The sequence below is a fragment of the Bifidobacterium sp. LH_743 genome (genome assembly GCF_056355775.1).
The window spans coordinates 430,791-450,414 of record NZ_JBKESZ010000001.1; the positions used below are offsets into that span (position 1 = coordinate 430,791).

A 19,624-nucleotide genomic window follows, 5' to 3' on the forward strand; every position below is an offset into this window, starting at 1 on the left:
GCATTCCACCATGCAGTCGGCGTTTTCCATATTCCGGTCACATCCATTAAGGTAACTTCGGTAATGTTCGATGCCTTACTGGGTGCAATGTCAGGGGAGGAATGGAAGCGATGGCAGGTCTTCGCGGTCCGGATAGTTCGAAGGATGCGCAGTTGTTGGATGAGCGCGCCGTGTTTCCGGAGACCGTGGACGTCAATATCCGGCAGCTCGACCCGATTCCCGCGCCCCGATATTTCCTCAAGGAGCTTCCACTCACCGACGAGATGAGCGACCTGGTCCTGAAATCCCGTCAGGAGATCCGTGACGTGCTGCACGGTCGTGACGATCGTCTGCTGGCCATCGTCGGCCCATGTTCGATTCACGATCCCAAGGCGGCGCACGAGTATGCGGAGAAGCTCGCCGCCGTCAAGAACGAGCTTGAGGATCGCCTGGTCATCGTCATGCGCGTGTATTTCGAGAAGCCACGCACCACCATCGGCTGGAAGGGCCTGATCAACGATCCGGATCTCGACGGCCAGTTCAACATTCGCAAGGGCATGTTCCTGGCCCGCAAGGTGCTCACCGACGTGTTGGGACTCGGCCTGCCCGCGGCCACGGAATGGCTTGACCCGATCACCCCGCAGTACATCTGCGATCTGATCAGCTGGGGCGCGATCGGCGCGCGCAATACCGAAAGCCAGGTGCATCGCGAGCTGGCGTCCGGCATGTCCATGCCGATCGGTTTCAAGAACGCCACCGACGGTTCCATCAAGCCTGCCGCCGATTCATGCTATGCGGCCGCCTTCGAGCATCATTTCCTGTCCATCAATCTCGACGGACGCGTGATCTCCGCGGAGACCAAGGGCAATCCCGACTGCCATCTGGTATTGCGCGGCTCCTCGCATGGTCCGAATTACGATGCCGCCTCCGTAGCGCAGGCGTTGGCCGATCTCAAGGCTTCCAAGGCGTCCGGTCCGAGCGAACACGGTCTGATCATCGATGCGGCGCACGGCAATTGCGGCAAGAACGAGGTCCGTGAAGCCGAAGTGGTCGAGGAGATCGCCGCTCGCATAGCGGCCGGTGAGCCGGGCATCCTCGGCGTCATGATGGAAAGCTTCCTCAAGGCGGGCAACCAGAAGCCGGCTCCGCTCGACCAGCTCGAATACGGCAAGTCCATCACGGATGCCTGCGTGCCGTGGGACCGTACCGAGCAGTTGCTGCACACGCTCGCCGACGCGGTCGACGCGCGTCGTCGTCTCAAGGCCTGATTCGATTCCACTTCCGGTCTTCCGGCGATAAGGCGTGTTCCGTACGTCGGAAGATGGTCGGAAGATGCCGGAAGACCGGGAATACGGAGGTTCTGCACCGCCGTTGCTATCCTTGGGATGGAATACGGACCAAGGAGAGCAAGACCATGCAGCAGCAGCTGAACACGCCTGAGGATCTTCGTGCGATCAAGCAGGCCATGGACGAGGGCAAGAATCCGCTGGTGGAGACCGACGTGCCGCGTTGGGAGGATCAGGTCGGCATCAGCCGCATCGTGAACCGTCGCGTGCTGGAATTCGAAGTGCTGCCCACTCCCGCCCAAGTGCTGGGCGATCTGCCTTTGAGCGCCGAGGCGAGAGATCTCGTCGCCTATTCGCGTGACGAGATTCGCGCCTGCCTGTACGGCCAGGACGACCGTCTGCTGGTGATCGTCGGTCCCTGTTCCGTGCATGATCCGGCGGCCGCGCTCGACTATGCGCGTCGGCTGGCCGCGCTGAAAAAGGAGCTGGATGGCGAACTGCTCATCGTCATGCGTGTGTATTTCGAAAAGCCGCGCACCACGGTCGGTTGGAAGGGTCTGATCAACGATCCCGACATCGACGGTAGCTGCAACATCAGGAAAGGCCTGCTTTTGGCCCGCCGCACGTTGCTCGGCGTGCTTGACGAGGGATTGGCGGCGGCCACGGAATTTCTGGAACCGACCAGTCCGCAGTATATTTCCGACGCGGTCAGCTGGGGTGCGATTGGCGCGCGCAACACCGAAAGCCAAGTGCACCGGCAGCTCGCGTCCGGCATGTCCATGCCGATCGGCTTCAAGAACGCCACCGACGGCTCCATCAAAGCCCCGGCCGATTCGTGTTTCGCGTCCGCCCAGCAGCACACGTTCTTCGGCATCGACCATCTTGGCCGCGCGGCCGTGGTCAAGACGCTCGGCAATCCCGACTGCCATGTGGTGTTGCGCGGCTCCTCGCACGGTCCCAATTACGATGCGGATTCCATCGCCAAAGCCATGGACACCATCCGTGCGGAGATGCCGGCCGATTCCGCCGCGGCGCACGGCCTGATCGTGGACTGCTCCCATGGCAACTCCGGCAAGGACGAGCATCGCCAGGCCGAAGTGGTGCGTGACATCGCCGGTCGTATCGCGGCGGGGGAGCAGGGAATCACCGGCATCATGATGGAAAGCTTCATCGAAGGCGGCAACCAGCCCGCGGCGACACTTGACAAACTCGTCTACGGCAAATCCATTACCGACAAGTGTCTGAGCTGGCCGACCACAGAACAACTGCTGCGCGAGCTCGCCCATGCCGTGGGTGCGCGCCGCTGGAAGTGACGCCGTCGGAGACAATCGCAAGACAAAACGACCAAGACAAACAAGATAAAGGGGAAACGTATGACCGCAATCGCCATCATCGGCGCCATGGATGAGGAAATCGCCCATATCGCGGCGGCGCTGGACGGCGTCACCGTCACCGAGGAGGCCGGCGTCAAGGTGACGCGCGGCACCATCGAAACCAACAAGGGCGCCTCCATAGACGTCGTCGCTACGGTCGGAGGCATGGGCACCGTCAACATCGCCGCCACCACGCAGCATCTCATCGACACGGACCGGCCCGACGCCGTGATTTTCTCCGGCATCGCGGGCAACCTCAACACGAATCTGCATGTCAACGATGTGGTGCTCGGCGACACGTTGCGCTACCTCGACACCGACATGCGGCTGGTGGGGCAGTTCAAACCCGGCACCGCAGACCATCCGGTCGAGGAATACCATAGCGACGAACGTCTGATCGGACTTGCCAACCAGGCGCTTGACGACATGGGCATCCACCATATCGTCGGCATCATCGCCACCGGCAACTATTTCGTCGACGATCCGAAGAAGGTCGAGCAGGTGATTCGCGAGACCGGCGCCGACGCGGTGGAGATGGAAGGTGCCGCCGTGGCGCATGTCGCGGCGCGCAACGACGTCCCCGCGCTGGTGATTCGCGCGCTGAGTGATAACGCGGACACCGATTACGAGGATTTCAAGGAATTCGACATCTCCGAATACGCGGATACCGCGGCGAAGCTGACGGTGGACATCGTCAAGCGTATGTAGCCGGCCGTATACGGACCTGTTGACGTCCCATCCTTCCGTGGTATCGGAGGATGGGACGTTCCATATTCCGGCACGACGCATTCCAAACATGTCCCGAACACATCCTGAACGCATCCTGAAAAGTGAACGGCGGGGAAACTTCCGGTGGCGCGAGGGAATCATATGCGCGAAAGCCGCGCGAACCCGCTAGTCTGGATGGAGAATGCAGGATGATCGGAAGGTGAATTCATGACGTTGGGCCAGATGCTGACGACGCCGCAGGTGGCTGCCGTGCTGGTGGTTGTCGCCGTGGTCGTATTCGTCGTGGCGTACGCCATCGGCCGCGCGCAGGGCGTCCGGTCCGCCGAGGACGGCGTCGACCCGAACGATCCGAGTCTGTTCGGAGCTTCGAAGAACACGTCGCTGTTCGGTTCCCGCGTGCCGGTGCAATCCACGGAACGCCATCTGGTGGCCGTCATGCCCGAAGCCCTGATCGTCGTCGATTCACTGGCCACGGTCCGGTACGCGTCGCCCGAAGCTCGACGTTTCGGCATCATCCACGATCAGGTGATGACGTTCGCGGAGCTTCGCGACATCGTGAAACTAGTGTCTGCGGACGGCATGGTACGCGAACGCGAGCTGACGATTCCCCTGCATGACCGCGTCCATGCGGGAGTGCCGGATACGAATGGCAGGGGAGTCGAGGCAGGCAAGCCGTTGCCGGAGGATACGCTGTATCTGCACGTTCGCGTCGGACAGATTGCCGACGGCCTGTTCGCGGTTTTCGTTTCCGACATGAGCGAGCAGCGCCGCTTCGAAACCATGCGCCGCGATTTCGTCACCAATGTGTCGCACGAGCTCAAAACCCCGGCCGGAGCGATCTCGTTGCTTGCCGAGACGATTGGCGACGCGGCGGACGATCCGGATGCCGTGAGGTATTTCTCCGGACGCATCGCCAAGGAATCCGAGCGATTGACGGAGCTGGTGCATCGTCTGATTGATCTGCAGAAGGCGCAAAGCGCTGCGGCGATGCTCAACGCCGAACGGCTGTCCATGCTGTCCGTCGCACGCGAGGCGCTCGCCGAAAACCAGGTGAAGGCCGATTCGAAGCATATCGGACTGGTCCTGTCCGTGAACGGACAGCAGGTGCCGGCGCACGCGGATGCCAGCGAATTGGCTGCGGAATCCGGACAGGGGCTGGACGCGTTCGTGGTGGCCGACCGTGAAACCATCAAAACGGCGGTGAAGAATCTGGTGGAGAACGCCATCAATTATTCACCGGAACGCACCACGGTGGCTGTCGGCATCGGCGTCGAGAACGGCAAGGTGGCCATTCGTGTCGTGGATCAGGGCATCGGCATTCCCGCGGCTTCGTTAAGCAGAATTTTTGAGCGATTCTACCGCGTCGATCCGGCGCGTTCGCGTGAGACCGGCGGCACCGGTCTGGGCTTGGCCATCACCAAGCATTGCGTCGAGGACTGCGGCGGCACCATCGCCGTATGGTCGCGCGAGGGGGAGGGATCCACCTTCACCATCACTTTGCCGCAGGCGCCTGATTCGCAGTCCGATTCACAACTTGATCCGCAATCCACTGAAATGCGGCCAGACAGCTCCAATACCACAGAGAACACAGAGGAGAACCACTGATGACACGGATTCTGATCGTCGAGGACGAGGAGTCGTACCGAGAGCCGCTGGTTTACCAGCTGACCCGTGAGGGGTATGACGTGTCCGCCGCAGCCACCGGCGAGGAGGGACTGGAGCTGTTCACCAAAGGCGGCATCGATTTGGTGCTGCTCGACCTGATGCTGCCGGGACTCGACGGCACCGCGCTGTGTCGCAGAATCCGTGAGCAAAGCCGCGTGCCGATCATCATGCTGACCGCGAAAAGCGCGGAAATCGACAAGGTCGTCGGTCTTGAGATCGGCGCGGACGACTACATCACCAAACCGTATTCCTTCCGTGAGCTGCTGGCCCGCATCCGCGCGGTGCTGCGCCGCAACCAGATGGTCGCCGAAGCGGGCGAGACCGCCGACGACGACATTCCGTTGGTGTGCGGCGACATCTCCATGAGGATTGGCCAGCATGAGGTGACGGTCCGTGGAGAGAACGTGTTCTTCCCGCTGAAGGAATTCGAGCTGCTGGAATACCTCATGCAGAACAAGGGGCGCGTGATGACCCGTCATCAGCTGATTGACCGCATCTGGGGGTCCGATTATGTCGGCGACACCAAAACCCTGGACGTGCATGTCAAGCGTGTGCGCGCCAAAATCGAGGAGGATCCGGGCCATCCCAAGTATCTGACCACCGTGCGCGGACTCGGCTACAAAATCGATGCGCCGGCCGAATAATCGAAAAATCGGAAGCCATCACACATTCCCGGGAACCCTCATATCGGGGCGGGAACGTGAAGGACGGTGAGCGGAACGGACGGGAACGACGAAGGTGTCGAAGACTGTTCATCTTCCGTTCACCGTTTTTGGTTTTCGGCACCCGAAACGCCCAATAGGCTGGAACTGTCATGAAGAACGATGGCGACAACAGAAAACGACATACCAGAAACACACGCCATCCGAATGTTGACAGAGGGAAAGATAATGCGTAACTCCATTCTCGTGCGCTCCATCGCCTCCGTGTCCGGCATCGTGATGCTGGCTTCCGTCGCGGCCTGTGGTGACAACACCACCGCTTCCACTGATACTTCGACCAAGTTCGACACCAAGACCGAAGCCGTCTCCGGCAACTTCAATGGCGCCGGCGCCTCCTCCCAGCAGGCCGCCGTCGAAGCCTGGATCGCAGGTTTCCAGGGCACCAATCCGGATGCCAAGGTCGCTTACAATCCGTCCGGCTCTGGTGCCGGCGTCTCCACCTTCCTGACCGGCGCCACCGCGTGGGCAGGGTCCGATGCGGCCCTGTCCGACGATGAGGTCGAGCAGTCCAAGAAGGTGTGCGCCTCCGGAAACGCCTTCGACATTCCGGTCTACATCTCCCCGATCGCCGTGGTGTTCAACCTTCAGGGTGTGTCCGGCAAGGGCAAGACCCTGAATATGGACGCCGAGACCATCGCCAAGATCTTCGACGGCAAGATCACCAAGTGGAACGACGACGCCATCAAGAGCCAGAACCCGAAGGTTGATCTCCCGGACCTCGACATCACCGTGGTGCACCGCTCCGACAAGTCCGGCACCACCAAGAACTTCCTGAGCTACGTCAAGGACGCTGCTGGCGACGCTTGGAGTTATGACCTCGGTGAGAACTGGCCGAACGAGGTCGGACAGGGCGCCAAGGGAACTTCCGGCGTGATCTCCACCGTCCAGCAGGCCGACGGCACCATCGGCTACGCCGACGCTTCCCAGGCCGGCAACCTCGGCACCGTGGCCGTGAAGGTCGGTGACGACTACGTCCCGTTCTCCGCCGAAGCTGCGGCCAAGGTCGTGGATTCCTCGCCGCTGGACGATTCCGCCAAGGGCGACAACCGTGTGGTCGTCAAGCTTGACCACAACACCACCGAGAAGGGCGCCTACCCGATCGTGCTGGTTTCCTACGACATCGCCTGCCCGGCGTACAAGGACGCCAACACCGCCAAGTTCGTCAAGTCCTGGCTCACCTACGTGACCAGCGACGAAGGACAGCAGACCGCCGCCTCCGCGGCCGGTTCCGCTCCGATGTCCGACACCATGCGTCAGAAGGTCGCCAAGTCCATCGACGCCATCGAGACCAAGTAAGCCCCTCGAAATGGGCGGATCGCTTTCGGTGAACGGCGACTGACCGTAGGTTTCAGGCCGCAGCCGCGTTGCAATGACGGCTGCGGCCTGAACTGGTGCCTACGGCGGGATACAGGGCCGTACGATGGAAAGCGATCGCAAGCAAACCAAAGGAGAACCCGTGAGTTCGCAAAGCAAAACGGCGCAACAGCCGGTGAGCGGCAAGAACGCGGATAAGGTGTTCAAAGGCGTGGCCTACGCCTGCGGCATCCTGATCCTCGTCGTACTTGCCGCGGTCGCGCTGTTCCTGCTGTTCCGAGCGTGGCCGTTGATCGGCGGCGACCAGAAGGCCAACAGCGAAACCATCAGCAATTTCACCGGCGGCAAGGCGACCAGCTTCTGGAGCTATGTCGGCCCGTTGCTGTTCGGCACTGTGCTGATTTCCGCACTGGCGCTGCTGATTTCCTTCTTCGTGTCCGTCGGCATCGCGTTGTTCATCTCGCATTACGCGCCGAAGAAGCTCGCCACGATTCTGAGCTACGTGGTGGATCTGCTTGCCGCCATCCCTTCCGTGATTTATGGTCTGTGGGGCGGTCTGGTGCTGGTTCCCGCCATTTATCCGTTCTGGAACTGGGTGGCCAAGTATCTCGGCTGGATTCCGATCTTCGCCGGTCCCGCCGCCAATCCTTCCCGTACCGTCGCCACTGTGGCCGTGGTGCTGGCCGTGATGATCCTGCCGATCATCACCTCGATGTCGCGCGACATCTTCCTGCAGACGCCACGTCTTCAGGAGGAGGCCGCCTTGGCCCTCGGCGCCACGAAATGGGAGATGGTCAAGCTTGCGGTGCTGCCGTTCGGCAAGTCCGGTGTCGTGTCCGCATCCATGCTCGGCTTGGGACGTGCGCTCGGCGAGACGATGGCCGTGCTCATGATCCTGTCTCCGGGCCTCAACTACTCCGTCAAGCTGCTGCAGGCTTCGCAGAACCAGACGATCGCCGCGAACATCGCCTCCCAGTATCCGGAAGCCAACAATCTGGGCGTCTCCGTGCTGATCGGCACCGGCCTGGTCCTGTTCCTGATCACCTTCGTGGTGAATTTCGCCGCCCGTAAACTCACCGAGAAAGCGAGTGCATGATGACCGTCGCAAATAACGACGCTTCGCCGATGGACGGCGCTCCTGTCATCGACTTCGACAAGTTCAAGCCGACCCGTTCCTTCATCGCGGCCCGCAAGCGCAAGGACCTCGTCATGCGCGTGCTCATCGCTGTGGCGTTCGTCGTGGCGCTGATTCCGCTGTTCTCGGTGCTGATCACCACCATCGTCAACGGTGTCAAGAGACTGAATCTCAACTTCCTGAGCTACAACATGACCGGCGTGGTCGGCGGCAATCCGACGCCGTCCGGCGGGTACGGCGGCATCCTGCACGCCATCATCGGCACGTTGGAGATCACCTTCGGAGCCATGCTCATCTCCATTCCGATTGGCCTGATGTGTGCCGTGTATCTCGTGGAATACTCCAACCGCGGCAAGCTTGCCAGGGTCATCACGCTGCTGGTCGACGTGATGAGCGGCATTCCGTCCATCGTCGCGGGCCTGTTCGCTTTTTCGATGTTCACGATTCTGATCGGCCCAGGCACCATCAACGGTTTCGAAGGCTCCGTTGCGTTGTCGCTGCTGATGTTGCCGACCGTGGTCAAGTCATCCGAGGAGATGCTGAAGATCGTGCCGCACGACCTGCGTGAGGCCTCGTACGCGTTGGGCGTCACGAAGCAGCGTACGATCACGAAGATCGTGTTGCGCACCGCCCTGCCCGGCATCGTCTCGGGCGCGATCCTCGCCGTCGCGCGTGTGATCGGCGAGACCGCGCCGCTGCTGATGACCGCGGGCTACATCGCCTCCACGAACTTCAACCTGTTCTCCGGACAGATGACCACCCTGCCGGTGTACGTCTACCAGGAGTATTCGAAGCTCAACGCGAACTGCCCGGCCAACGCCAGCGCAGCATGCGTCACCACCATCCCGATGGAACGCGCCTGGGCCGCGGCTCTGGTGCTGATTCTCATCGTGCTGATCCTCAACCTCATCGGACGCCTCGTGGCGAAGGTCTTCGCCGTCAAATCGGAACGCTGAGCGCGGCCACACATAGTCGAACACACACAAATTAAGGAAATCAAATGGGACAACGTATCGATGTCAATCATCTGAACATCTACTACGGCGACTTCCTGGCCGTGGAGGATGTGAACATCAACATCGAAGCCAACAAGGTCACCGCGTTCATCGGCCCTTCCGGCTGTGGCAAGTCCACCGTGCTGCGCACGCTCGACCGCATGCATGAGATCATTCCGGGCGCCCACTGCAAGGGCGAGGTGCTGCTGGAAGGCAAGAACCTGTACGACAAGGATGTGGATCCGGTCGCAGTCCGCCGCGACGTCGGCATGGTGTTCCAGCGTCCGAACCCGTTCCCGACCATGTCCATCCGAGAGAACGTGCTTGCCGGCGTGAAACTCAACAACCGCAAGATTTCGAAGTCCGACGCGGATGATTTGGTCGAATGGGCCCTGCGCGGCGCCAACCTGTGGAACGAGGTCAAGGATCGTCTGGATAATCCGGGCATCGGCTTGTCCGGCGGCCAGCAGCAGAGGCTGTGCATCGCGCGCGCCGTGGCCGTGCATCCGCAGGTGCTGCTCATGGACGAGCCGTGCTCCGCGCTTGACCCGATCTCGACGCTGGCCGTGGAGGATCTGATCAACGAGCTGAAGAACGACTACACCATCGTGATCGTGACGCACAACATGCAGCAGGCCGCCCGAATCGCCGACTACACCGCCTTCTTCAACCTGAAGGCCGTGGGCCAGCCGGGCCACCTGGAGTACTTCACCGACACCACCACCATGTTCAACAACCCCCAGAACGAAGAAGCCGAGCGCTACGTATCGGGACGTTTTGGCTGATCGACGCAGTCGATCTGCCAAAACGTAGCGGCTCGAAAAGCTGACAGCCCAGTGGGCTGTCAGCCGAGTCGCCTCGGCGCGGTAGCGTCGAGCAGCAGACAAGCATCGCACGTAGTGCGATTCATTGATTGCACGTTTTGGCTGATCGACATTTGCCCCACAATCGAAGGAATCCGTCCGTTGAGTTGTCTCAACGGACGGATTTTTCATATTCGGGTGCATGCTGCTATGAGCGACTGCAGCCGATACGGGACCCGTTTCCGAAACCAACGCGCAGAGCGCTCCCGCAGCCCACGAAATCCCGATGACCCATGGCGGTGCTAGGGTAAGCGCGTTCGGAACTTACGTTCCACGGCGAGTCGCGATTCTCGCCGGAGCGCGTGCGGAACGTGCGCGTTCCTATCAACCCAAGACAACAAGACAGAGAAGAGATAATGGAAAAGTTTTTCCATCTGAAGGAGAACGGCACCACCGCGTCCACTGAAGTCATGGCCGGCCTGACCACGTTCTTCGCCATGTCCTACATCATCATCGTCAACCCGCAGATCCTGTCGCAGACGGGTATGCCGTGGGGTGGCGTGTTCCTGGCCACCATCATCGCGGCCATCATCGGCACCCTCGTGATGGGCCTGTTCGCCAACGTGCCGTACGCCCAGGCCGCCGGCATGGGCCTCAACGCGTTCTTCACCTACACCGTCTGCTTCGGCCTCGGCTTCTCCTGGCAGCAGACCCTGTGCATGGTGTTCCTGTGCGGTCTGATCAACATCATCATCACCGTCACCAAGATCCGTAAGATGATCATCAAGGCCATTCCTGAGCTGCTGCAGAACGCCATCGGCGGCGGTATCGGTCTGTTCGTGGCGTATGTCGGCTTCCTGAACGTTGGCTTCTTCACCTTCACCACCAAGGATGCCAAGGCCGCGGGCAAGGGCCTGGCCACGGCCGCGACCCCGGGCCTGGCCGTCATGAACAATCCGACCATCTGGCTGTTCATCATCGGTCTGGTCCTCGCCATCATCTTCACCGTGCTCAAGGTGCGTGGCGGCATGCTGCTGTCCATCATCATCACCGCCGTCATCGGCATTCCGATGGGCCAGACCACCATGGCCAACTCCGTGTCCATCGCCGACACCTTCTCCCAGCTGCCGCAGACCTTCGGCGTGATTTTCACCAAGGACGGCTTCCCGGCGCTGTTCTCCGACGTGTCCAAGCTGCCGATCATCCTGCTGACCATCTTCGCGTTCTCGATGTCCGACACCTTCGACACCATCGGCACCTTCATCGGCACCGGCCGCCGCACCGGCATCTTCTCCGAGGAGGACGAGAAGGCTCTGGAGAACGGCTCCGGCTTCTCCTCCAAGATGGACAAGGCCCTGTTCGCCGACTCCATCGCCACCTCCATCGGCGCCATCTGCGGCACCTCGAACACCACCACGTACGTGGAGTCCTCCGCGGGCATCGCCGCTGGCGGCCGCACCGGTCTGACCTCCGTGGTCGTGGCGATCTGCTTCGCGCTGTCCGCGTTCCTGTCTCCGATCATCTCCGCCGTGCCGTCCGCCGCGACCGCCGGCGTGCTGGTCGTGGTCGGCTGCATGATGGCCTCCTCGCTCAAGGAAATCGAGTGGGGCGACATCTCCGAGGCCATCCCGGCGTTCTTCGCTTCCGTGTTCATGGCGTTCAGCTACTCCATCTCCTACGGCATCGCCGGCGGCTTCATTACCTACTGCATCGTGATGACCTGCAAGAAGAAGGCCAAGGAGGTCCATCCGGTGATCTGGGTCGTGGCGATCCTGTTCATCCTGGACTTCGTGGTGACCGCCATTCTGTGATTCGCTATGGCTTGACCGGCGCGATCGCACGTGTTGCGATTTCGGCGGCCGCATAGTCTTGATATGAGAAGCGCCCGATTCCCTTGAAAGGGAGTCGGGCGCTTCTTTGTAGATGTTCGCGTCGGCGGAACGTGGGCTGTCAACTGGTGTGTCCTATGGCGTTGACGAGGGCGCTCATCCAGTCCAGCAGGCTGTCGTATTCGTCGGGCATCTGTTCGCTGATCTCGACTACCGGCACGTCGGCCTGTTTCGCGGTGTCGGTGAGCTGTTTGGTCAGGTCGTTGGCTTCCTGCGGATTGAGGATGAGCATGGCGATTCGTTTGGTCTTCAGCGCTTTGACGAATTGCGTGATGTCGCCGGGGGTCGGTTCGCTGTCGTTCGCGACGGCCCGCGTGTATCCGGTCGGCGTGCGGTCGACCATGCCGAGGTCGTCGGCAAGGTAGCGTGCCACGGATTCGGTAGCGCCGTAGCTCATGCCTTTGGTCGCTTCCTTGGTTTTGGCGATGCGTTCCTCAAGTTCGGTTTCCCTGTCATGCCAATCGCGGTTGAGCTTGGCGAATTCGTCGGCTTTGCCGGGCATCGCCTTGCGGTATGCGGCGGTGATCGCGTCGGCTGTTTTGGTGCGGACCTTGGCGGAGAACCACACGTGGGGGTTGTCGCCGTCCTTCTTGCCGCCGGCCTGTGCCGCGTTCACTATGGTTCCGATGCCGTTCGTCGCTGCCTTCAGCGCCCACGAGTCGTAGTCGGCTCCGTTGACGATGGCGACGTTCGCGGTGCACAGGCGTTTCACGTCGGCGGTGGTCGGTTCGTAGTCATGTGCTTCCACGTTGGTGGAATTGATGATGCTGTCCACTTTTACGAGATCGCCGCCCAGCTCCTTGGCGAGCGTGCCCCATTGGTTGATGGAGGCGGTCACGGTGAGGGTGCCGTCCTGTGTGCCGTGTGCGGAGTCGTTCGTGGTTCCGCAGGCGGCACTTGCCAGCAGCAGTGCCGTGCAGATGGTGGCGGTGATGATGTTCCATATGCGGGACAAGGGATTTTCCTTACATGATGCATGTGATGCCGGGCGATGCCGACGTGGGGTTGCGTTTCTCCTATGCTGACCACCATACCACAAATGAGAACCGTTATCAATAATATGATGCAGGATATGATGATTCGTACATCGCCGGCGCAAGATGGGTTGGCATGGGGTAGATGCGGATTCGTTGTGCGACACGCCGATGGGCCGTCAGTCCACCCCAATCCGTAGATTGAACATCTTGTAAACCACAGACCGTTGGTTGGAGCGTGCAAGCGCTCACGAAGTTTGGATTACCAAGCCAGCGCAGGTTGAAGAACATACGCCCACCAAGGGCTTTCCGCTTAGCGGTCGAATGTTGCTCTGCCTGCGTGCAGGGCTTTTTTATTGCCCTGTCAGGTGTTCCGGATTTCGCAGTCGACGGTTGACTAAGGAAGGAACGCCATGAAGAGGCCCGAAAAGGAAGCGGTGGTCGCTCAGCTTACGGATAAGTTCCGTGACGCTGATGCTATCTACCTGACCGAGTACCGCGGGCTTACCGTTCCGCAGATCTCTGAGCTGCGCGAAAAGCTAGGCCGCGATACTTCCTACACTGTGGCAAAGAACACGCTCATTCGCATCGCAGCCAAGGAAGCTGGCGTCGAAGGTCTTGATGAACTTCTCGCCGGTCCGACCGCTGTGACCTTCGTGAAGGGTGACTTCATCGAAGCTGCGAAGACCCTGCGTGACTTCGCCAAGACCAACAAGGCACTGATCATCAAGGGCGGCTTCGCTGATGGCACCGTCTACGATGCCGAAGGCGCCAAGAAGCTGGCAGACCTCAAGTCTCGCCCGCAGCTGCTCGCCGAATTCGCCGGCGACATCAAGGCTACGATGTCCAAGGCCGCGTACCTGTTCAACGCTCTGCCTACCAAGGCCGTGCGTACGATCGATGCGCTCCGCGAGAAGCAGGAAAAGGCTGCCTGATTTCATTGCGGCTTGCCGCATGAATGATGCAACCAATAAAGTAAAAAAATTGTTTTAGGTGACGGATACCTCTTCAATCAACCCGTCGCCAAGAATGAAAGGAAGCCATTATGGCTAAGTACACCAACGATGAGCTGCTCGAAGCTTTCGGTGAGATGACCCTGGTTGAGCTCTCCGAGTTCGTCAAGGCCTTCGAAGAGAAGTTCGACGTCGAGGCTGCCGCTCCGGTCGCCGCTGTCGCCGCCGCTCCGGCTGCTGGCGCTGCTGCTGAGGAAGAGAAGGACGAGTTCGACGTCATCCTCTCCGCCGTTGGCGACAAGAAGATCCAGGTCATCAAGGCCGTCCGCGCCATCACCTCCCTGGGTCTGGCTGAGGCCAAGGCTCTGGTCGACGGCGCTCCGAAGGCCGTTCTGGAGAAGGCCAAGAAGGAAGACGCCGAGAAGGCCAAGTCCCAGCTCGAGGAAGCCGGCGCCACCGTCGAGCTCAAGTGATTCTCGCGGCTTGAAGCCGCAATCACCAAGCTATAGTGGAAACCCCGTTCCGCCATTTGGCGGCGGGGTTTCCCGTTTATACGGGCGCATTTTTCCCTGATCTGTTCCGAAATGGGTAAAATGGGCGGAAGTTGTCGATTTATCAATGCATAATCCTTACTTTCTCGATGAATCATGACACAATGACAGATAGTGCAATGTGTGAAAGGAAGGCCGACACGGTGGGCGAGGATCAACGAATGGCGCGGCAATGGATCGTCAGTGTTGACGGAAACGATTTGAAAGTGCTTCATAACGGCGAAAGCGTCGAAATCGGACGCAAACCGCTACGCCCATTGGCCGAGGATGGATTCTCCCGACTTGACATCCAGGATCCAAGCAAATCCATGTCGAAGCGACATGCCGTTTTCTCCGTCGACGAACAGGGGAACGCTTCGATACGCGACCTGCATTCCACCAACGGCTCGTTCGTTGTGACCGATGGCGGACAGCTGATGCGGCTGCCGGTAAACGAAGACATCCCGCTGCACTCCACGTCGCTCACCCTGCAATTCGGCGATGTCCGTCTCAGGTTCGAAGCCGGCCGTGAGGACGAGAAGGACGATTCCGGGTCCGAAGGCGCGAATGACGTACATGACACGGTTTCGAACCTGTTCGAGTATGCGGTTTCGGATGAGACCCCTCAGGAGCCGGATGCGGCCGACATGTCCGTGGACGACATTCTCAACCTGCGCGCCGGCGAGCCGACCGCGTTCTTCCACGCCCGCAGCATCACCGACCGTGCCGTGGCCATGCGCCAGGCCGAGCGGCAGGAATTCACGCCCGCGCCAATTGACAAGCCCCAGCCCGCCGACGATTTCCCATCGGTTTCCCTGGTGCAGGAGAGCGTTCCGGTCGAGGACAAGCCGCGTGATCTGTTCGCCGATGCCGCGGCACAGGCGGCCGTGGTGGAGCCAGCCTCAACCGAAGATGCGGATGAAGGCGAAAACGAGTCCCCGGCACTTCCGGCCGACACCTCCCGTAACGATGCCAAACATGACACGATTCCCGTGGACATGCTGTTCGGAGCCCGTCCGAAGACCCCGGCGACGGTCGCATTGCCGACCAGACCTGATACGGATGAGGGCGAGCGGAAGCCGGACGAATCCACCGACGACCAGCCGAGCACGCCGGAAGCCGAGCCATCCGACGCCGATGTGTGGCAACCGGCCGTGCAATCGCAGGAACCGGTGGACGTCGCTCCTGTCGAGGCTGCGGAAACACGGACCGACGATGACGAACGCTTCCGTCCCCAAGCTGTGCAATCCCAGCCCGCGCAGGACGAGACCACGGCGTTCAAGCCCATCTTCGAACCAGGTTCGGTATTTGATCGCGTTTCCAAAGGCGGGCTCACCAAGCAGGAGCAGACCATTGAAGTCGACGGACTGACTTCCGATGACGCCAAACGTACCGATGACTTCACCGTGCAGTTCCAAATGGCACGGCATCCGGAATTGCTGCCGTTCCTGGCCATGAACCCGTCCCTGTATGACGATTTGTACGCCTGGCTGAGCGCATTGGGCAATCAGGACATCGACGCGGCGCTGTCGCATAACCCGGGATATGAGGAATATCGCAAGGCAGTAGGGAAGTGAGTTTGCAATGAGCGAAACCAAAGAGACGACCACTGCATTGGATCGTATCCGCGGATGGCGCGAGGAATACCGTCTCGGACTTTCGCCATCCCCGCTCGAGGATGTGACCCAGCTGGGAGCCCAGCTTGACCTGACGCATGCGCATCCTTCGGGAATCGCGCAACTGTTCGCCAGCGGCCACGTCACGCTGGATTCGTTATTCCGTGACAACGGCATGCTGCGTGCCGCCGGGAGACGTGTGGAACGCGTGCTCGACGACCAGGAGACGAAGAACCGCATCAGCGGTGTCGGCGAGCTTTCGCTGGTGGTCGGAGTCGCCCTGTGGAAGGGCAACCAGATGCCGGTGCTCATGTATCCGGTCGAGGTACGCAAGGAAGGGCGCACCGTAGAGGATGGCACCGTCATTGCGTTCACCGGCCGGGTGCGTTTGAACGCCGCCTTTGTCGCGGCGATGCGTGAGAACAACGTGGTGCTGGACGAGAGCAAGCTGTTCGACGGTTCGAACTATGAGAGCGGAACGCCGGAGACCTCGGCGGTGTTCTCCGCCATCACGGCGCGCGCGTCCACGGTGTTCCCCGATTTCGAGATCGAGCGGCACATCATACTTGGCTGCTTCATGGATCCCTCGTCGCAGATGCTGGTGGAGAGCCAGCAGATCATCGACCAGCTGGCGCAGGGACCGACCGGCAACACCGTGCTGGATGCACTCGCCGGAGACGAGTCGGCGATGGAGTCGTTGGAGGGATCCCAGATTCCGCCGTACAGTCCATTCGATGCCGACCCGCACGGTGAGTACGAGATCGGCGATGTCGACAACACCGTCCGTTATGCGGCGCAGCTTGCCGCCGATGGCCATTCGGTCTTCGTCGACAGCGCGGCCTGCAACAACACCGCCGAGCAGTCGGCCGCAATCGCCTCCCGTTGCGTGATGGCGGGTCATTCCGTGCTGTACGTGCCGTGCGTCACCGATCAGAAACGTCGTTTCATGCAGACGATTGCAGCGAACGAAATGAGCGGACAGCTGCTGGACATCGCCGATGACGGTGCCAATGCCGCGATCGACAGGCAGCTGATCACGGCCGTCGGCTTCCAATCGGGCGTCGCGACCTCACGTTTTGACCAGATAGCTGATGAGCTTGTCGGCGTGCGTTCGCGTCTGGCCAGATACTTGGGCGACCTTCACGGCATCAACCAGGAATGGGGCGTATCCGCCTACCAGACCATCCAGAACCTCGCCCAGATCGCGGTGCTGCCCACACATCCGACCACGCACGTGCGCCTCGACAAGAAGGCGGCCCATTCCATCGCTGACAAGATGGAGGAGTGGGCGCAGAAGCTGTACCGTGCGGGCGAGCTCGGCGAATACACCATAGGCGAACAGGACACCGCTTGGTACAAGGCATCGCTGTATTCCGAGGATGAGGCGGTCAGCGCGTACCAGCGCGTGGTCGAGTTGCTACGCAAGGTGCTGCCCGCAACACGCGAACAGGTGGCCAGCACCGTGCAGACCTGTGGTTTCCCCATTCCCACGACCGCGCAGGAATGGGGGCGGCAGGTCATGGTGCTCAAGAACCTGCGCCGAGTGCTTGACGTGTTCCAGCCGGAGATCTTCGAGCGGGACATCGACTCCATGATCGAGGCCACCAAACCGAAGTCCCAGCGCAAGGCCGAAGGCAGTTCCATGGGATTCTGGGATCGCCGCCGGCACATCAAGGAAGCCAAGGCGATGTTGCGTGTCGGAGCGCAGGTGGAGAACCTGCACGAGGCGTTGCTCGTGGTCGCCAAGCAGGCCGAGCAGTGGCACCTGTTCGTGCCGCATGGCGGTTGGCCGGTGCTGCCCGCTAAGCTTGATGACATCATCGATACCCAAGAGAGGCTGTCCAATGACATGACCTCGTTGGACATGGTGCTGTCGACCACCCCTCAGGGCGGAAATCTGGAAACCGTCGATTTCAATCAGGTCGAGGAGCGTCTGAAGGCGCTGTACGACGACAAGCAGGCGCTGGACACCTTGCCGGAACGTGCCCGTCTGGAACGTGAGTTCCATTCGGCCGGTCTGGACGAGCTCGTGGCTGACCTCAACAACCGCGGCGTGCCGAATGAGGCCGTCGGCGGAGAGCTGCAGCTGGCGTGGTGGACCACCGCGTTCGAGGACATCGTGAAGTCCTCCGCCATCATCTCCAATCAGGACGGCTCCGCCTTGCAGGCGGCGGCCGACCGCTTCACGCAGGTGGATGTGGAGCATGTGCGTTCCGTCGGTCCGATGATCGCCCAGGAGTCCATTCGTCGTCTGTGCGACATGCTGTTCTCCCGCACCCAGGAGGCCAATCTGCTGCACACCATGCTTGCGGGCTCCCGCAATGTGCCGCTGAGCCGATTGCGCAGGGAGCATCCGCAGATTCTGGCCGCGGCAAAGCCGATTCTGGTGGCGACTCCGGCCACGCTCGCCGCCGTCACTGACGTGGCCCCGCTCGCCGACGTCGTCATCATCGACGCGGCGGCGCATATCCCATCCATCGAGCTGCTCAGCATCATCAGCAGGGCCAAACAGGTCGTGGTGGTCGCACATCGCAAGACCGTCACGTCCGATGGCATGCGGAGGCTGATTTCGCTGCTGCCGAGCGTGAAGATAGAAGACCGTCCGGTCCGTCGCGCGCCGAGGCTCAATGCCTTCCTCGAGTCGGAAGGATACGGCAGCGTGACGTGCGATGTGGCCCGCGAGGGCTCCCAGGGCGAGGTGCTGTACCATTTCGTGCCGGATGCCAACGGCGTTCCGGTCATCAATTCCGGTCTGGTGGAATCGAGCCAGCAGGAGATCGACGAGGTGGTGAGGATCATCGGCCAGCGTGCGGCCGGATTCACCATCGTTCCCGCATCGTACGTGCTCACCGTGGTCGCGCTGACCCATACGTTCCGTATGCGGTTGGGGGCTGAGCTCAAGTCGCTTGCCAACAAGGACAAGGCCATGGGCATGTTCCTGCGCCACGTGCGCATCGTGGACATCGACGACGTGGCCGGCGCGCACGCCACAGACGCCATTCTTGCTATGTGCTACGCCAAGACCACGCATGGCAGGCTGCTGCAACAGTTTGGCGCGGTGGAATCCGACGGCGGCCGCGGCATGCTGCTCGACGCCTTGGCCGTGCCCGATCGCCATCTGGACATCGTATCCGCGTTCACGTCCGAAGACATGGACGACAGCCGTCTACATCAGGACGGGCCGAAGATGCTCAAAACCGTGCTGCGCTGGGCCGAGCAGCTTGACGCCAATGCGGTGGTCCGCCCCGCGGTCAAGGAATCCGGCGAGAACGTGCTGTTCAACGATCTCGCCCAGCGGATTCGCGAGCGTGGTTTGGATGTGGCTGTCGATTATGGTTTCGACAATGGCGTCAAACTGCCGTTGGTGGTCGGACTGAAGGGCAAGCCGTTCGCCTTGGCCGTGCTGACCGATGAGGCGCAGTTCATGGGATTGCAGTCCACCAGGGAGCGCCATCGCGTGCTGCTGCAGGACATCGAGTCGTTGGGTTGGTCGGTGATGACGGTATGGAGTGTCGGCGCGTTCGTGAATCCCGACAGGGAAGTCGATCGCATCGTGGCCCGCTTGGGTGATTTGTATCAGGAGGACAAGTGAGCGTCCAGTCTGTTTCCGGTGAGACCGGATCCGAATCGTCGGGACCTGCCGTTTCCGGGCAGCCTGGTT

15 protein-coding genes are annotated in these 19,624 nt (G+C 61.0%); 14 read left to right on the forward strand and 1 reads right to left on the reverse strand.

Features of this window, described 5'->3' with window-relative positions; translation table 11 throughout:
* Window positions 1-110: 110 nt before the first annotated feature.
* The 10 genes from AC1ATL_RS01730 to AC1ATL_RS01775 all read left to right on the forward strand — a co-directional run bounded on the left by AC1ATL_RS01730 (window position 111) and on the right by AC1ATL_RS01775 (window position 11,812).
* Window positions 111-1,247, forward strand: coding sequence for a 3-deoxy-7-phosphoheptulonate synthase (locus tag AC1ATL_RS01730; RefSeq protein ID WP_476567999.1), 1,137 nt, complete (start codon window positions 111-113; stop codon window positions 1,245-1,247).
* A 146-nt stretch (window positions 1,248-1,393) separates the two neighbouring features.
* Window positions 1,394-2,578 (forward strand): 3-deoxy-7-phosphoheptulonate synthase, encoded by a 1,185-nt coding sequence (locus AC1ATL_RS01735; RefSeq protein ID WP_476568001.1) that lies wholly within the window; start codon window positions 1,394-1,396, stop codon window positions 2,576-2,578.
* A 60-nt stretch (window positions 2,579-2,638) separates the two neighbouring features.
* The gene (gene mtnN, locus AC1ATL_RS01740) at window positions 2,639-3,346 is read left to right on the forward strand and encodes a 5'-methylthioadenosine/S-adenosylhomocysteine nucleosidase (protein WP_476568003.1); all 708 of its coding nucleotides are present in this window, start codon (window positions 2,639-2,641) and stop codon (window positions 3,344-3,346) included.
* Window positions 3,347-3,574: 228 nt separating this feature from the next.
* Window positions 3,575-4,972 carry a sensor histidine kinase gene (locus AC1ATL_RS01745; protein WP_476568005.1) on the forward strand — a complete coding sequence of 466 codons (1,398 nt, stop codon included), beginning with the start codon at window positions 3,575-3,577 and terminating at the stop codon, window positions 4,970-4,972.
* Complete coding sequence (locus AC1ATL_RS01750; protein WP_476568007.1) at window positions 4,972-5,676, forward strand: response regulator transcription factor; 705 nt, start codon at window positions 4,972-4,974, stop codon at window positions 5,674-5,676. Before AC1ATL_RS01745 ends, AC1ATL_RS01750 begins: the two co-directional genes overlap by 1 nt.
* 246 nt (window positions 5,677-5,922) lie before the next feature.
* Window positions 5,923-7,050, forward strand: a complete 1,128-nt coding sequence (pstS, locus tag AC1ATL_RS01755) for a phosphate ABC transporter substrate-binding protein PstS (protein WP_476568009.1) — start codon at window positions 5,923-5,925, stop codon at window positions 7,048-7,050.
* 160 nt (window positions 7,051-7,210) lie between these two features.
* Window positions 7,211-8,164 carry a phosphate ABC transporter permease subunit PstC gene (gene pstC, locus AC1ATL_RS01760; RefSeq protein WP_476568011.1) on the forward strand — a complete coding sequence of 318 codons (954 nt, stop codon included), beginning with the start codon at window positions 7,211-7,213 and terminating at the stop codon, window positions 8,162-8,164.
* Window positions 8,161-9,159, forward strand: coding sequence for a phosphate ABC transporter permease PstA (gene pstA, locus AC1ATL_RS01765; protein WP_476568013.1), 999 nt, complete (start codon window positions 8,161-8,163; stop codon window positions 9,157-9,159). Before pstC ends, pstA begins: the two co-directional genes overlap by 4 nt.
* Window positions 9,160-9,203: 44 nt before the next feature.
* Entirely contained in the window at window positions 9,204-9,983 is a 780-nt protein-coding gene (pstB, locus tag AC1ATL_RS01770) for a phosphate ABC transporter ATP-binding protein PstB (RefSeq protein WP_026646539.1), read from the forward strand.
* Window positions 9,984-10,417: 434 nt separating this feature from the next.
* Window positions 10,418-11,812, forward strand: a complete 1,395-nt coding sequence (locus tag AC1ATL_RS01775; RefSeq protein ID WP_476568015.1) for an NCS2 family permease — start codon at window positions 10,418-10,420, stop codon at window positions 11,810-11,812.
* 139 nt (window positions 11,813-11,951) lie between these two features.
* Here AC1ATL_RS01775 and AC1ATL_RS01780 read toward each other — a convergent pair whose 3' ends face one another.
* Window positions 11,952-12,845 (reverse strand): metal ABC transporter solute-binding protein, Zn/Mn family, encoded by an 894-nt coding sequence (locus AC1ATL_RS01780; RefSeq protein ID WP_476568017.1) that lies wholly within the window; start codon window positions 12,843-12,845, stop codon window positions 11,952-11,954.
* A 432-nt stretch (window positions 12,846-13,277) separates the two neighbouring features.
* Between AC1ATL_RS01780 and rplJ the strand changes: the two genes are divergently transcribed.
* From rplJ to AC1ATL_RS01800, 4 genes are all read left to right on the forward strand, one after another.
* A complete protein-coding gene (gene rplJ, locus AC1ATL_RS01785; RefSeq protein ID WP_026646536.1) occupies window positions 13,278-13,799 on the forward strand; it encodes a 50S ribosomal protein L10 in 522 nt (173 codons plus the stop codon).
* A gap of 110 nt (window positions 13,800-13,909) precedes the next feature.
* The gene (gene rplL, locus AC1ATL_RS01790) at window positions 13,910-14,290 is read left to right on the forward strand and encodes a 50S ribosomal protein L7/L12 (protein ID WP_034876649.1); all 381 of its coding nucleotides are present in this window, start codon (window positions 13,910-13,912) and stop codon (window positions 14,288-14,290) included.
* A 239-nt stretch (window positions 14,291-14,529) separates the two neighbouring features.
* Window positions 14,530-15,924, forward strand: a complete 1,395-nt coding sequence (locus tag AC1ATL_RS01795) for a variant leucine-rich repeat-containing protein (RefSeq protein ID WP_476568020.1) — start codon at window positions 14,530-14,532, stop codon at window positions 15,922-15,924.
* 7 nt (window positions 15,925-15,931) lie between these two features.
* Complete coding sequence (locus AC1ATL_RS01800) at window positions 15,932-19,555, forward strand: helicase (RefSeq protein WP_476568022.1); 3,624 nt, start codon at window positions 15,932-15,934, stop codon at window positions 19,553-19,555.
* The last annotated feature ends 69 nt before the right edge of the window (window positions 19,556-19,624 follow it).